The following is a 12,489-nucleotide window of genomic DNA, read 5'->3' as shown; positions in this document are numbered from 1 at the left end:
ATCGCACCCGTTATGCGATCGTACCGGTAAATCGTTACAACCGACCGTATCAGCCGTTGGTAGCTGACAGCGAGTCTGTCTGTGGGACGTGATTGCGGATGACCTTCGATTCCGCGGCCTGCAGGCGGTGGGAGACCGCCGACTTGCCGATACCCAGCCTCGACGCCAGCTCAGAGAGGGTCGTCTCCCGGGGCTGCGAGTAATATCCGTGTCTGACAGCCAGCTCCAGGGCTTCCTGCTGTTTCTCGGTCAGAAGGCTAAAATCACAGAGGACAGGTGACGTACCGATCATATCCTCGTCGATCTGGACGACGCGGTCGAGCTGTGCGTGGTATCCAACCGCCTCCAGCCCCTCGAGCAACTCGGGGATGTCCGCTCGATCGGACGGGTGGATCGTCACCAGCAACGAACCGTCGTCGACGCCCGTGATCTGCGGAACACAGTCGTGTTCGAAAAACACGTCCGCCAGACACTCCGACCCCATCGGCTCCTCGAAGTGGAGCACCTCGACGTCTTGGCCGCCAGTCACGACCTCCGATCGACAGATGCCGCCCATGTGCTGCAGATCGGTGTCCAGTACCGGATCCTCGATGTCGGTCAGCGGGCAGTCGTCCTCGACGTCTATCTCGAGCACGATCCACAGCGGCCGCCGCTCGTGGGTCATCGTCCCGAAGTCACTTTCGGTCATATTTTCCAGTTGTAACGTTCATCCCGACTAGCAGCTGTCGCCGTCCGCCCGATCGATCAGTTCGAGCATCAGCTTTGCCTCTGCGGACTTGAGTCGGCGCGAGAGCGCGGAGTTCGAGATGTCCAGTTCGCTGGCGATCCCGTCCAGGTTGACGTCGCTATCGCGGGCGTAGTACCCTCGCTGGACGGCGAGTTCGATGGCTTCTCGCTGTTTCTCGGTCAGGATCGACAGATCACACAGGACGGTCGAATCGGTTATGAGTTCCGGACTGACGCCGACCAGGCGCTCGACGTCGAGCACGTACCCGAGATCCTGGATGGACTCGACCAGTTTCGGAATCGTCGCGCGCTCGTCGGGATACACCGTAACCGTGATCGAATCCTCGTCGGTATCGACGATGCGTGGGATACACCCGTGTCGGTGAAACGCCTGTGAGACGCAGTCCGGCCCCATCTCCTGGTGCGTTTGCAAGACGTTCAGGTCTTCGTCGTCGCAAGAGACGATCGTCGCCCGGCACTCGCCGTTCATCTGCTGTAAGTCGACGTTCTCGACGTCCGCGTCGATGGCCGTCAGCGGGCAGTCGTCTCCAACGTAGATTTTGAGTGTCACCCACAGATCACGGGTGTCGTGGCCACCACTGACGGAGCCGTCCCCGGATTCGACGGACGTGAACGTCGGAGCGTCGGACATCTGCCGAGACTTAGACCTACGGAACTATGAGCGTTTTCACAGCGGCGACACTCGCACTCCGCCTGAGAGTGAGTCGTCAGCAGTGCCACGTCGTCGCTGCGACACCGAACGGTCGACGCGGTGGCACCGCTGGACGAACGACAACAGTGATGACAGTCGGCCGAGAAGCGCTGCCGATGGCACTGTCTGAACTGCTGTTACCGGGGGTTGTCGCCGTGGCGGGGCTGGTCGTCACCTCTCTGGGCGTGCGCGAACTGTGGTTCGGAGTCCGGATCTATCGCGGCGAGCCGCGAGCGGTGGCCGACGCCGCGAACGATCCGGGGCCGGTCGAGGTCGTCGGAACCGCCAGACCGGATGAGGGAACGGTCGAGGCACCGTTCTCCCGGGCCGAGTGTCTCGTCTGCGAGTGGGAGGTAACGCAGTCAGAGCCGACCGGCGATCCGGACACCGCGGGTCGAAACTGGAAGACGCTCGCGACCGGGCTTCGCGGCGGCCCCTTCCGACTGGAAGACGACACCGCCAGCTGTCGGGTCGAGCCGAGCGGTTCGGTCCGCCACCTGCGCGAACAGACGGTGACTGTCCCGGCCGGGACGACGCCACCCGATGAGATTCAGGCGTTCATCGCGTCTCATCCCGACATCGAGCCCCAGGACGAGACGGCTACGGTCGGCCCCGTCGAGATACGGCTCGGGGACGAACAGCGCTACGTCGAGCGGCGACTCGACCCCGGCGAGGACTGTTACGTGTACGGGTCCGTTCACTATGACCCGTCAGCGGGCAGTCGCGCCGGCGAGGTCAACGTCCGGATCGACGGGGAGGGAATCCGGCGGTTCCTGATCGCTGACTCCCGGGAACGGGGCGTCGCGCTCGAACAGGTGCAGATCGGACTCCTGCCGACGCTGCTGGGTGTCGCTCTGGTCGGGGCTGCGATCGCACTATTTGTCTAGCGAGCGGGTCTCCGCGACCACCGTGTTTTTGGCCCTACCGCCCTAAGCGAGTCGTATGTCAGCCCTGCGAGACGCGTTGCAAGAGTTGCCCGACGCGGTGTTCGCCGACCTCCTGGAGAGCGACGAGGCGTACCTGCTGGTCGTCGATCTCCCGGGAGCGACCGCCGAGACGGTCGACGCCCACGTCGAAGGGGGACGGATCGTCATCGAAGCGAGACGCGAGAAGGGCCTTCCCGTCGAGTTCGAATACGTCGAAGAGGAGCGGTCGATGTTCCTCGACGTGGAGTTGCCACTCCCGCCGGACGCGAGCGGGACCGGTGCCGAGGGGACCGTCGACAACGGCGTCCTCGAACTCCGCCTGCCGAAACAGACCGCCGACCCGTCGGCGACGATTCCGATCGACGAGGCCTGATAGTGTTCGTCGTCACGATTCCCCGGAGCGACCGCTGTAGTCGTACGGTCGACCCGGAACGGACATCCAACGATCACTACGAAGGCGAGGTGGCCGACCGGTGAATCTCCGCGCTTATCGGCGGTTCTTCACCGTCGTCCGGCAGTTCCTGCCGCTGGTGATCGCCTACGCCCGTGACCGCCGTCGGTACCTGCTCGTCGGTTCGAGCCGCCGCGTCACGTCCGAACAGCGCCACCGCCGGGCGACGGTGTTGCTGGAGACGCTGCTGACGCTCGGACCGACGTTCATCAAACTCGGGCAACTCCTCTCGACGCGGCCGGACATCCTCCCCCCGGAGTACGTCGAGGAGTTCTCGAAACTCCAGGATCGCGTCCCACCCGCCGACTGGGACGACGCGCGCGAGGTCCTCGAAGGCGAGCTCGGCCCGGTCGACGAGCGGTTCAGCGACTTCGACACCGAGGCGATCAGCGGGGCCAGTCTCGGGCAGGTTTACTACGCGGAGATTGAGGGCGATCCCGTCGCCGTGAAGGTTCGTCGCCCGGGCGTCGAGGACCTCGTTGAGGCCGACCTGCGGGTCATCCGGTGGACGCTCCCGTTCGTGATGTATTTCGTCGACGACGCCCGGTCGTTCTCGCTGGAGACGCTGGCCGACGAGTTCGCCACGACGATCCGCGAGGAGATGGACTACGGACGCGAGGCCGAGATGCTGACCGAGATCCGGTCGAACTTCGCCGACGACGACCGGATCGCCATCCCGCCGGTCGTCGAGAGTCACTCGACCGGCCGAGTGCTCACCATGGAGTACATTCCCGGCACGAAGATCGACGACGTCGAGACCCTCGACGAGAAGGGAATCGATCGGACGCGACTCGCGGAGACGCTCGAGCGCGCGTATTTCCAGATGATCGTCGAGGACGGTGTCTTCCACGCCGATCCCCACCCGGGTAACCTCGCCGTGCAGGACGACGGGACGCTCGTGTTCTACGATTTCGGAATGAGCGGGCGAGTCGATTCGTTCATTCAGGAGAAGATCATCGACTTCTATACGGCAGTCGCCGAGCAGGACATCGACGCGATTCTGGACGCGCTCGTCGAGATGGGGACGCTCTCGCCGGAGGCCGACCGGCAGGTCATGGCCGACGTGATGGAACTGGCCATTGCGGATGCCCGCGGCGAGGACATCGAGCAGTACCGCGTCCAGCAGATCATCCAACAGGTCGAGGACACGATCTACGAGTTCCCGCTGCGGTTGCCGGGGAACCTCGCACTCGTCCTCCGGGTCGCGACCGTCGTCGAAGGGGTCTGTGTGACGCTCGATTCCGACTTCGATTTCATCTCGGTGGCGACCGACTTCCTCCGGGAAGAGGGGTACCTCAAGGAGAGTGCCCGGCAGTTCGTGCGCGACCGCGCGAGCGAGTTTCAGGAAGCGACTCGCTCGACGGTTCGGATCCCTCCGAAACTGGAATCCGCGCTCGACCGGATCGAACGCGAGGAGTTCTACGTCCGGGCGGACATCGAGGACTCCGACGACTTGCTCGATGTCCTCGCGGGTCGGATCGTGCTTGGACTCCTGCTCTCGAGCGGGATCGCCTCGACCGCGTTGCTCTTTGCGCTCTCGACGATCGAGGCGACCGCCGTCGCCGCCGTCGGGAGCCTGTTCGTCGCGGTACTGCTGTATCGATCGTTCCGCAAGCGACGCGGGATCCGGGCGACGCCGCAGTTCACGCGCCAGCAGATGCGAAAGCGCGACAGCTCGACGGACACGGAGGAGCCACCGCTCGGCCCGTTCGACGGCAAGAGTGCCGACGAAGCGACCGAAGAGTAGGCGTCGTGTTACTCCTGTGGATCGAAATACGCGAACCGGAATATCACTCGTCGGGACGGTAGTTGGGCGCTTCGTCGGTGATCATCACGTCGTGGGGATGGCTCTCCTGGTGGCCGGCGCTGGAGACGCGGACGAACTCCGAGCGCTGCTTGAACTCGGGGATCGTCTCGGCACCGACATACCCCATGCCGGACTTCATGCCGCCGACGAGCTGGTGCAGTTCCGACTCGACCGATCCCTTGTACGGCGTCGCCGCCTCGACGCCCTCGGGAACGTACTCCTCTTCCTCGTCTTCCTCGACGTCTTTGAGATATCGGTCGCCGCCGCCGGAGGACATCGCACCGACGCTGCCCATCCCGCGGTACTGCTTGTACTTCTTGCCGTTCATCGTGATGACGCGGCCGGGTGCTTCGTCGGTTCCGGCGAAGTACGAGCCGAGCATGACGGCGTCGGCACCGGCGGCGATGGCCTTGATCGCGTCGCCGGAGTACCGGATGCCGCCGTCGGCGATCACGGGAACGTCGTGTCGGCTGGCGACGTCAGCGACCTCCGTGACGGCGGTGATCTGGGGCATCCCCGCACCCGAGACGACTCGCGTCGTACAGATCGAGCCGGGGCCGATCCCGACCTTGAGGCCGTCGGCGAACTCGACGAGGTCCTCGGCGGCCTCCTGGGTCCCGATGTTGCCGACGACGACGTCGGCCTCGACCCGTGACTTGATCTCGCGAGCGCTCTCGACGACGTTCAGGTTGTGGGCGTGAGCACAGTCGATGAAGACCACGTCGGCCCCCGCCTCGTCGGCGGCGACCGCGCGGTCCTGCTCGAAGGGGCCGACGGCCGCGCCACAGCGCAGTGCGCCGTCCTCGTCGCGGGCCGCGTCGTCGTACTCGCGACGCTGGAGGATCCCCTGCATCGTGACGAGTCCGACCAGCCGGTTCTCCGCGTCGACGATCGGCACGCGTTCGATCTTGTGTTCGTACATCAGTTCGAGCGCCTCGCGCGCGGTGACGTCTTCGCCGGCCGTGATGACTTCGTCCGTCATCGCCTCTCGGACGGCGTCGGACTCCCCGACCTCGAGGTACGGTCGGATGTCCGTCCCGGAGATGATCCCGAGCACCTCGTCGTCGTCGTCGACGACCGGCGCGCCGGAGACGCCCTCCTGCTGCATCATCGCGTCGACCTCCCGGACTGTCTGGTCCGGCCGGGCGGTCACGACGTCGCGGATGACGAGTTCGTCCGCGCGCTTGACGCGTTCGATTTCGGCGACCATACGATCGACGTCCATGTTCTGGTGGAGCACGCCCAGCCCGCCCTGCCGGGCCATCTCGATCGCCATGTTCCCCTCGGTGACAGTGTCCATCGCCGCCGACAACACCGGGACCTGCAACTCCACGTTCTTCGAGACTCGCGTCGACATGTCTGCCTCGTCGGGCTCGACGCGACTCTCTTTCGGCCTGAGCAATACGTCGTCGAACGTCAGTGCCTCGGGTACGTCCAGTTTCGCCGAAAAGGACTGCGGATCGTTCGCCATGTAAGCGGTCCGCTGCGACCGCCCAAAAACGTTGCGAGACATCGAGACGTTGTGAACGGATCACAGCCACCCAGTGGGGTATGTCAGTAGCCTGTCAAGACACCCGTTCCGGGCTTGACTCCCAAGGCGGTTTACCGGCTTCCAAGCGATGCTGCCGCGAAACTGATACTGCCGGCTGTAACAAACTGGAGGAATTCGCCACCCCGGAGTGGCGAATATCTTTACGAACTTACAGCCGGCAGTATGAGGCCGTCTGCCGGTCCGCGTCCGATTCTGGGAGACGCCAGAACGGCCCGACGCCAAGACTACTCTCGGCGGCTCTCAACGCCGATTTCACTTTCACTTTCGGGCGTGCCTTTAGGTACTATGGTGTCGAATCACACGGTATGAGTCAGGCGACGTTCGACGACGACGAACTGTTCGACGAGGCAGCGACCGACATGCGCGCGGACGTCGAAAGGAGCCTCGAACAGGCGCGCGAGGCACTGCCCGAGGCCGGGGCAGTCTGGGAGACCGACGCCGACAACACGCTCGGTGTACTCAACGGGCTCAAGACCGCGCTCGACGTCGGCGACGCCGAGGAGGCGCTGCGGGACGCCAAGAAGTGGTACACGATGGGCAAGCGCGCCGACGCCTTCGAGGACGCCGACGACCTCGAGGCGGCGATCACGGAGGTCGAAGAACTGATCGCCGACATCGAGGCGGCACACGAGGCGGTCGGCGATCTCACCGGGACGATTCCGGCGATCAAGAACGCCCTCGAAGACGCAGACGAGGACGAGTAGCTGGCCGTATCACCGGGCTGTTGTCCCGATTTGCCGGAACGACTGCGCGCTCCGATCAGCGGTGGACGGGACGAGACAGGTCCCGATCGGCGATCGTGCCAAGAAGGTCGACTAGCGCCGCGGTCGCGTCCGCGAGCAACCGCTCGCCCAGTTCGGCGTCTCCGTCACCGGGATCGCCGACGTTACCGCTGTCGCTGAACTCCGCGAAGTCGTAGGCCAGGTTCGTCCCCCGGTGGAACTGACCGAACCCGTCGCCTGCTCCCGCGGCCGCGTCCCCGAAACGGTCCTCGTGGACGAGGTCAGGCCGGACCGCCTCGACGACGGCCGTCTCGGCGGGGCCGCCGTGACCCAACTCGACGCCGTAGCCGTCGAACTCCAGCGCGTCGAACCACGTCCAGGGGACGGCGTAGGCGTCGCCGTCCCGAGTGATCGCCCCGCAGACCTCCCGGAGCGCATCGGTGTTGCCGCCGTGACCGTTGACGACGACGATCCGCTCCCAGCCGTGGCTCGCGAGACTTTCGAGGGTCTCTCCGACGTACGACCGGAACGTGTCCTCGCTGACCCACAGCGAGCCCGTGAAGTGGCGATGCTCCTCGGAGATCCCGACGTTCACTGGCGGAGCGACGACGACCTCGCCGTCGTAGGCGTCGGCGGCGTCGGCGGCGATCGTCTCCGCGCTGAGCGCGTCGGTCCCCATCGGCGCGTGCGGGCCGTGCTGCTCGGTGCTGCCGGTCGGCAACAGCGCGAGGTCGGTCTCGGCGGCGTCGGCGTCGGTCCAGGTCGTCTCCGAGAGGTGCATACCCGGGCTACGCGTGGCGGCCCAAAAGTCCGTCCGATATCCGGACGGCAGTACGTCACGGGCCAGTCGGACGACGCCGACAGACGCGGCAAGAGCGCGCTGTTTAAACGATTGAGTCGCGTATCGACACGCAATGAGTCGGTCTGGGGAATTCTGCCCGCGTTGTGGCGACCCGATCGAGCGCGACCCCGAGGTCAGCCTGCCGGGCGGCCAGCGCGATCCGGATCGCGTCCTCTGTGACGCCTGCTACTTCGAGGAGTTCGATCTCGTGGACGCGCCCGAACGGGTCGAGGTCACCGTCTGTTCGCAATGTGGGGCCGTCCACCGCGGGAACAGGTGGGTCGACGTCGGCGCCGAGGACTACACCGACGTGGCTGTCGAGGCGGTCTCGGAAGAACTCGGCGTCCACGTCGACGCCGAGAGCGTCTCCTGGCAGGTCGCCCCCGAGGAGGTCGACGAGACGACGATCCGGATGCACTGTCAGTTCTCCGGCGTGATCCGGGAGACGCCAGTCACCGAGGAGGTCGTCGTCCCGGTCAAGATCGGCCGGGAGACCTGTGATCGATGCGGGAAGATCGCCGGCGGGTCCTTCGCCAGCGTCGTCCAGATCCGGGCCGACGAACGGACGCCGACGGGCGAGGAGATCAAGCGCGCCCGCGAGATCGCCGAGTCCTACGTCGCCGCCCGCGAGGAGACCGGCGACCGAAACGCCTTCATCACGGAGGTCAGCGAGGTCGAGGAGGGGCTGAACATGAAGATCTCGACGAACCAGCTGGGGGAGGGCGTCGCCAAGCAGATCGTCGAGGAACTGGGCGGAACGTATTCCGATTCGGAGCGGTTGATCTCGGAAGACAGCGACGGGAACGAGCTCTATCGGGTCACCTACGCGGTCCGGCTACCGCGGTATCGTCCCGGCGAGATCATCGATCCTGACGACGGCGACGGGCCGGTGCTGGTCACGAGCGTTCGGGGCAACCTCAAGGGGACGCGCCTGGCCAGCGGGGATCGCTACGAGGCCGCTTTTGAGGACGAGGACGCTCCGGACGCCCGGCGACTCGGCGAACGCGAGGACGGTACGGAGACGACGCTGGTGGCGATCGAAGACGAGCACGCCGTGCAGGTCCTCGATCCCGAGACGTACGAGACGAAATCGGTCCCGCGACCGGAGTTTCTCGACTCCGACGCCGACGAGGTCCCGGTGTTGAAGAGTCGCGCCGGGCTTCATCTCCTCCCGGAGCGCAGTGATGCCAACGGTGGGCGCGATGACTGACGATCGACCCACAGGGGTAGACGGTGACCGTCTCGCCGTCGTAGTCGCCAAGCCACGCGCCCAGGACGTCATCGATACCCTGCAGGAAGGGGGCGTCTACGACGCCGACCGCAGCGTCACGGAACACGGCGAGGACGCCGTCGCAATTCCCGTGACCGCGCCGCCGGAGACCGCCAGCTACCGCGAGGTCGTTCGGCAGGTCGGCGAACCGCGCCTCCGAACCCTCGAGGATCACCTCCGCGAGCGCGGCTGGAGTGACGGCGAGATCGACGCCGCGCCCGGTTCGTGGGCGGTCATCGGGTCGGTCGTCCTCGTCGAGATGGGCGACGCGCCGCGACCCGGGGAGGTCGGTGACGCGTTGCTGACGATGCACGGGGAGGCCGACACGGTCCTCGCGCGAGGTGGGATCTCCAGCACGCACCGCGAACCGGACGTCGAAGTCGTCGCCGGCGAGGGCGACACCCGAACCGTCCATCGCGAGCACGGCATCGAGTACGGGCTCGATCTGTCGGAGGTCATGTTCTCGCCCGGGAACAAGGCCGAGCGAGCGCGGATGGGCGAGATTGTGGACGCGGACGACCGCGTCCTCGATATGTTCGCGGGAATCGGCTACTTCACGCTCCCGATGGCCGACGCCGGCGCGAAAGTGGTCGCCGTCGAGCACAACCCGACGGCCTTCGAGTTCCTGCTGGAGAACGCGATGCGAAACGGTGTCACCGATCGCGTCCAGGCGTATCGGGCAGACAACCGCGACGTCCTCGAGGGCGGGCTCGACGCCTTCGGCGACGCCCCGACTGTCGATCGGATCGTGATGGGCTATTACGACGCGACCGAGCCCGACGGAGACGGCTACGCGTATCTCGATCCCGCGATCGCGGCGCTCGAACCCGGCGGGACGATGCACGTCCACGAGGCGACGCCCGAGCGACTGGCGTTCGACCGGCCGATCGAACGGATCGAAGACGCCGCCGACGCACAGGGCCGGACGGTCGAGGTACTCGACACGCGCCGCGTCAAAGGCTACAGCGAGGGAGTCGCTCACGTCGTCGTGGACGCCCGGATCGAGTAACGTGACGAAAAGGCTAATTGTGCCGCTTCCCGACTATCCGGTATGAACAGACAACAGATCATCGCGATCGTCCTCACGGTCCTCATGGTCGGGTCGTCGATCGCGTACGGCGCGGCGCTGATCTTCTAGGTCGTCCGACTCGGGTCACTCGGTCTCCCAGACGTCCGCTATCGGGTCGTTCGAAGGCCGACTCGAACGCGATCGAGTCCGCGACCGACCGTCCATCTCCGCGGTCGCCACACCGGGATCGAACGCCGGCAGGTCCGGCACCGACAGGCGATCGACCTGTCCGCCGAACCAGTCGGGCATGTCCGTCCGGGCACGCTCGAAGAGATCCAGCAGCGAGTCGTCGGCGAGATAGGTCGCGCCGTAATCGTCCGGCGAGCGGACGACCCGCCCGCAGGCCTGGATCACCGTCCGGAGTGCCGTCCGGTAATACCAGCCCCACTGTCCGTCCTCGAGGCGGCGGGCGACCCGCGAATCACGGGTGTTGGGATAGGGGGCCTTCGTCAGGAGTTGCCACCGACAGCGGTCACCCTCCAGATCCAGCGCTTCCTCCATCTTGACCGAGAGGAAAACCTCGGGATCGTCGCTGCGCTGCCAGGCTGCCAGCTGGCCGTCGCGGTCGTCCTGGTCGTGGCTCCGGATCCGGCGTCCGACGCCGAACTCCTCGAGATGGTGCTCCAGTTGCTCTTGGATCGCATACGAGTGACAGTGCACGAGCCCCTTCTCGGTGGGGTGATGAGCCATCAGACGCACGAGCACGCGAGCGATCTCCGGCAGCGTTTCATCGCGGTGCTCGTAGGTCATCTTCCCCCGGGTGACGTCGTACAGCGGCCGGTTCTCGACGGGGAAGGTGTGAGGTACGTCGACCAGCGCGACGCGGTCGGGATCGAGACCGACGGTCGCGCAGAACGCCTCCTTGTTCAGGATCGTCGCCGACAGCAGCGCGAACGTGTTGCCCCGGTCCCAGACGGTGTGGCCGAGAAACCGTTCGGGATCGAGCGGCTTGATCGTCACCGGCGAGCCCGCGCCGTCGGGTTGATCGACCACCCAGGTCGTCGCGGCCTCGGGATCGCGGTACTCCTCGCGGAACCACTTCAGATCCGACCGCAGCTGCTGGAGGCGGTCGCGCTCCTCGGCCTCTTCCGGCGTGAGTTCGGCGTTGCCCCGAAGCTCCGAGAGCCGACGGTCGGCTGCCTGAACCAGTCCCTGCGCGTAGGCGGCGGCGTCGTCGAGGCCGTCGATCTCGGGCGGCTCGCGGGCGTCCCAGATCGGAACGGTGTCGGGACGCAAGTCGATGGTCGCGTACATCTCGGCCCACTCGCCCAGGCCGTGGGCCTCGTCGATGACGACGACGTCGCGAGCGCCGAAGACGTCGCTGCCGGCGGTCTGCATGAAGTACGCCAGCGTCATCGCGGCGATCCGGCGGTTGGCCGCGATGGCACGGTCCGAGAAGTAGGGACAGCGGTGTTTGACCTGACACTCGAACTCCCGTTCTCGGACACAGGGAGCCTGATCGACGGGCGTGTCGGTTTCGCCCGGGAGGATGCAGTCGTAGTTGTTCTTCCCGCGGATGATCGACAGGCCCTCCAGAAGGGGGTCCTCGGCGACGTCGTCAAGTTGGGAAACCTGTGGCGTCGTGTAGTAGGCGTCGATGGGCTGGCTCGCCGAGGCCTGGCTCCCCTCGCGAGCGCAGCCGGCGATGGCCCGCGCCAGCAGAGACTTGCCGCTGCCGGTCGGTGCGCGCACGAGCACGACGTCGTTGCCGGCCTCGAACGCCTCCCGGATGTCTGCAAGAGCCTGTTTCTGGGCACCTCTGTATTCGGGCGCGGGGAAGGCCTCCTCGATGCGGGACGGATCCACGTTCGAGGGCGGGGGTCCGTCGGTGGTAAACGCTCCGATCCGTGACCATACGGCTCCTTCATGATAGTACTGCCTTCGGCGTCACAGCGCCTCGATGTCCTCGGCTGTCACCGCACGGTCCTCGGGGAGTCGATCGAGACACTCGAAACAGAGGAAGTGCTCGCTGCCGTCGGCCAGTTCGAGGGTGACCCCGCCGCTCGATCCGCCGGCCTGGCTCCAGAAGTCGCTGATCCCGCCGGCGATCCGGGTCCGCTCGTTGCAGCCGTCACAGCGTCGAGTCGCCATCGAATCTACTTGTCGCTCGGCGGCCAAAAGCGTTCGTTGTCGCGTCGCTACCCGAGGATGCGAACGCGGAATCAGAGACGTCTCAGGACGATTTGATCTCCTCGAACTGATCGAGGAGTTCCTCTGTCGATTCACCGGCGTCGTAGTCGACGCTCCCATGATAGGTCGTCCGGTCGTCGTCGAAACTCGCGTCGACCTCGGTGTTTTTACGCTCGCGGCGCTCGTGCTCGTCGTCGTCGAAGGAGCCCATCGCCATTGGATACCACACTCAAACTTGTTGATTCTTGCTTATCAATGTAACGCCGTCACACGGGACGACCTC

The 12,489-nt window shown here is 65.7% G+C and carries 13 protein-coding genes; 6 read left to right on the top strand and 7 right to left on the bottom strand.

Annotated elements, in window-relative coordinates; genetic code table 11:
- Positions 1 to 49: 49 nt before the first annotated feature.
- A complete protein-coding gene (locus HSR122_RS08685; protein ID WP_229109248.1) occupies positions 50 to 688 on the bottom strand; it encodes a helix-turn-helix domain-containing protein in 639 nt (212 codons plus the stop codon).
- A 27-nt stretch (positions 689 to 715) separates the two neighbouring features.
- The gene (locus tag HSR122_RS08680; RefSeq protein WP_229109243.1) at positions 716 to 1,378 is read right to left on the bottom strand and encodes a helix-turn-helix domain-containing protein; all 663 of its coding nucleotides are present in this window, start codon (positions 1,376 to 1,378) and stop codon (positions 716 to 718) included.
- Between the two features lie 149 nt (positions 1,379 to 1,527).
- On the opposite strand from HSR122_RS08680, the gene HSR122_RS08675 reads away from it, so the two are divergent.
- The 3 genes from HSR122_RS08675 (at position 1,528) to HSR122_RS08665 (ending at position 4,562) form a co-directional block, all read left to right on the top strand.
- On the top strand, positions 1,528 to 2,325 hold the full coding sequence (locus tag HSR122_RS08675; RefSeq protein ID WP_229109241.1) for an E3 ubiquitin ligase family protein: 798 nt from the start codon (positions 1,528 to 1,530) through the stop codon (positions 2,323 to 2,325).
- A gap of 55 nt (positions 2,326 to 2,380) precedes the next feature.
- Positions 2,381 to 2,737 (top strand): Hsp20/alpha crystallin family protein, encoded by a 357-nt coding sequence (locus HSR122_RS08670; protein WP_229109239.1) that lies wholly within the window; start codon positions 2,381 to 2,383, stop codon positions 2,735 to 2,737.
- Between the two features lie 100 nt (positions 2,738 to 2,837).
- The gene (locus tag HSR122_RS08665; protein ID WP_229109238.1) at positions 2,838 to 4,562 is read left to right on the top strand and encodes an ABC1 kinase family protein; all 1,725 of its coding nucleotides are present in this window, start codon (positions 2,838 to 2,840) and stop codon (positions 4,560 to 4,562) included.
- 43 nt (positions 4,563 to 4,605) lie between these two features.
- Here HSR122_RS08665 and guaB read toward each other — a convergent pair whose 3' ends face one another.
- Entirely contained in the window at positions 4,606 to 6,093 is a 1,488-nt protein-coding gene (gene guaB, locus HSR122_RS08660; protein ID WP_229109236.1) for an IMP dehydrogenase, read from the bottom strand.
- 386 nt (positions 6,094 to 6,479) lie between these two features.
- On the opposite strand from guaB, the gene HSR122_RS08655 reads away from it, so the two are divergent.
- Positions 6,480 to 6,878 (top strand): DUF5790 family protein, encoded by a 399-nt coding sequence (locus HSR122_RS08655; RefSeq protein WP_229109234.1) that lies wholly within the window; start codon positions 6,480 to 6,482, stop codon positions 6,876 to 6,878.
- A 55-nt stretch (positions 6,879 to 6,933) separates the two neighbouring features.
- On the opposite strand, the gene HSR122_RS08650 is transcribed toward HSR122_RS08655, so the two are convergent.
- On the bottom strand, positions 6,934 to 7,677 hold the full coding sequence (locus tag HSR122_RS08650) for a creatininase family protein (protein WP_229109231.1): 744 nt from the start codon (positions 7,675 to 7,677) through the stop codon (positions 6,934 to 6,936).
- 133 nt (positions 7,678 to 7,810) lie between these two features.
- Here HSR122_RS08650 and HSR122_RS08645 point away from each other — a divergent pair, with 133 nt between their 5' ends.
- Both HSR122_RS08645 and HSR122_RS08640 read left to right on the top strand, forming a co-directional pair.
- Positions 7,811 to 8,947: a 60S ribosomal export protein NMD3 gene (locus tag HSR122_RS08645; protein WP_229109230.1), complete on the top strand. Its 1,137-nt coding sequence runs from the start codon at positions 7,811 to 7,813 to the stop codon at positions 8,945 to 8,947.
- Positions 8,940 to 10,016, top strand: coding sequence for a class I SAM-dependent methyltransferase (locus HSR122_RS08640; RefSeq protein WP_229109229.1), 1,077 nt, complete (start codon positions 8,940 to 8,942; stop codon positions 10,014 to 10,016). Before HSR122_RS08645 ends, HSR122_RS08640 begins: the two co-directional genes overlap by 8 nt.
- Positions 10,017 to 10,160: 144 nt before the next feature.
- Here HSR122_RS08640 and HSR122_RS08635 read toward each other — a convergent pair whose 3' ends face one another.
- The 3 genes from HSR122_RS08635 to HSR122_RS08625 form a co-directional block, all read right to left on the bottom strand.
- A complete protein-coding gene (locus tag HSR122_RS08635) occupies positions 10,161 to 11,882 on the bottom strand; it encodes a helicase C-terminal domain-containing protein (protein ID WP_229109227.1) in 1,722 nt (573 codons plus the stop codon).
- An 81-nt stretch (positions 11,883 to 11,963) separates the two neighbouring features.
- Positions 11,964 to 12,167 carry a DUF7561 family protein gene (locus HSR122_RS08630; RefSeq protein WP_229109225.1) on the bottom strand — a complete coding sequence of 68 codons (204 nt, stop codon included), beginning with the start codon at positions 12,165 to 12,167 and terminating at the stop codon, positions 11,964 to 11,966.
- A gap of 82 nt (positions 12,168 to 12,249) precedes the next feature.
- The gene (locus HSR122_RS08625) at positions 12,250 to 12,423 is read right to left on the bottom strand and encodes a DUF5786 family protein (protein ID WP_229109224.1); all 174 of its coding nucleotides are present in this window, start codon (positions 12,421 to 12,423) and stop codon (positions 12,250 to 12,252) included.
- Positions 12,424 to 12,489: the final 66 nt, after the last annotated feature.

It is taken from the genome of Halapricum desulfuricans (genome assembly GCF_017094525.1).
Classification (GTDB): domain Archaea; phylum Halobacteriota; class Halobacteria; order Halobacteriales; family Haloarculaceae; genus Halapricum; species Halapricum desulfuricans.
Note: the sequence above shows the minus strand (reverse complement) of the source record. Positions and strands in the feature narration are given on the sequence as shown.

Coding starts and splice junctions, on each gene's coding strand:
- HSR122_RS08680 (WP_229109243.1), bottom strand. CDS start 1,378: ATGTCCGACGCTCCGACGTTCACGTCCGTCGAATCCGGGGACGGCTCC.
- HSR122_RS08640 (WP_229109229.1), top strand. CDS start 8,940: ATGACTGACGATCGACCCACAGGGGTAGACGGTGACCGTCTCGCCGTC.
- HSR122_RS08670 (WP_229109239.1), top strand. CDS start 2,381: ATGTCAGCCCTGCGAGACGCGTTGCAAGAGTTGCCCGACGCGGTGTTC.
- HSR122_RS08625 (WP_229109224.1), bottom strand. CDS start 12,423: ATGGCGATGGGCTCCTTCGACGACGACGAGCACGAGCGCCGCGAGCGT.
- HSR122_RS08675 (WP_229109241.1), top strand. CDS start 1,528: ATGACAGTCGGCCGAGAAGCGCTGCCGATGGCACTGTCTGAACTGCTG.
- HSR122_RS08645 (WP_229109230.1), top strand. CDS start 7,811: ATGAGTCGGTCTGGGGAATTCTGCCCGCGTTGTGGCGACCCGATCGAG.
- HSR122_RS08650 (WP_229109231.1), bottom strand. CDS start 7,677: ATGCACCTCTCGGAGACGACCTGGACCGACGCCGACGCCGCCGAGACC.
- HSR122_RS08655 (WP_229109234.1), top strand. CDS start 6,480: ATGAGTCAGGCGACGTTCGACGACGACGAACTGTTCGACGAGGCAGCG.
- HSR122_RS08630 (WP_229109225.1), bottom strand. CDS start 12,167: ATGGCGACTCGACGCTGTGACGGCTGCAACGAGCGGACCCGGATCGCC.
- guaB (WP_229109236.1), bottom strand. CDS start 6,093: ATGGCGAACGATCCGCAGTCCTTTTCGGCGAAACTGGACGTACCCGAG.
- HSR122_RS08685 (WP_229109248.1), bottom strand. CDS start 688: ATGACCGAAAGTGACTTCGGGACGATGACCCACGAGCGGCGGCCGCTG.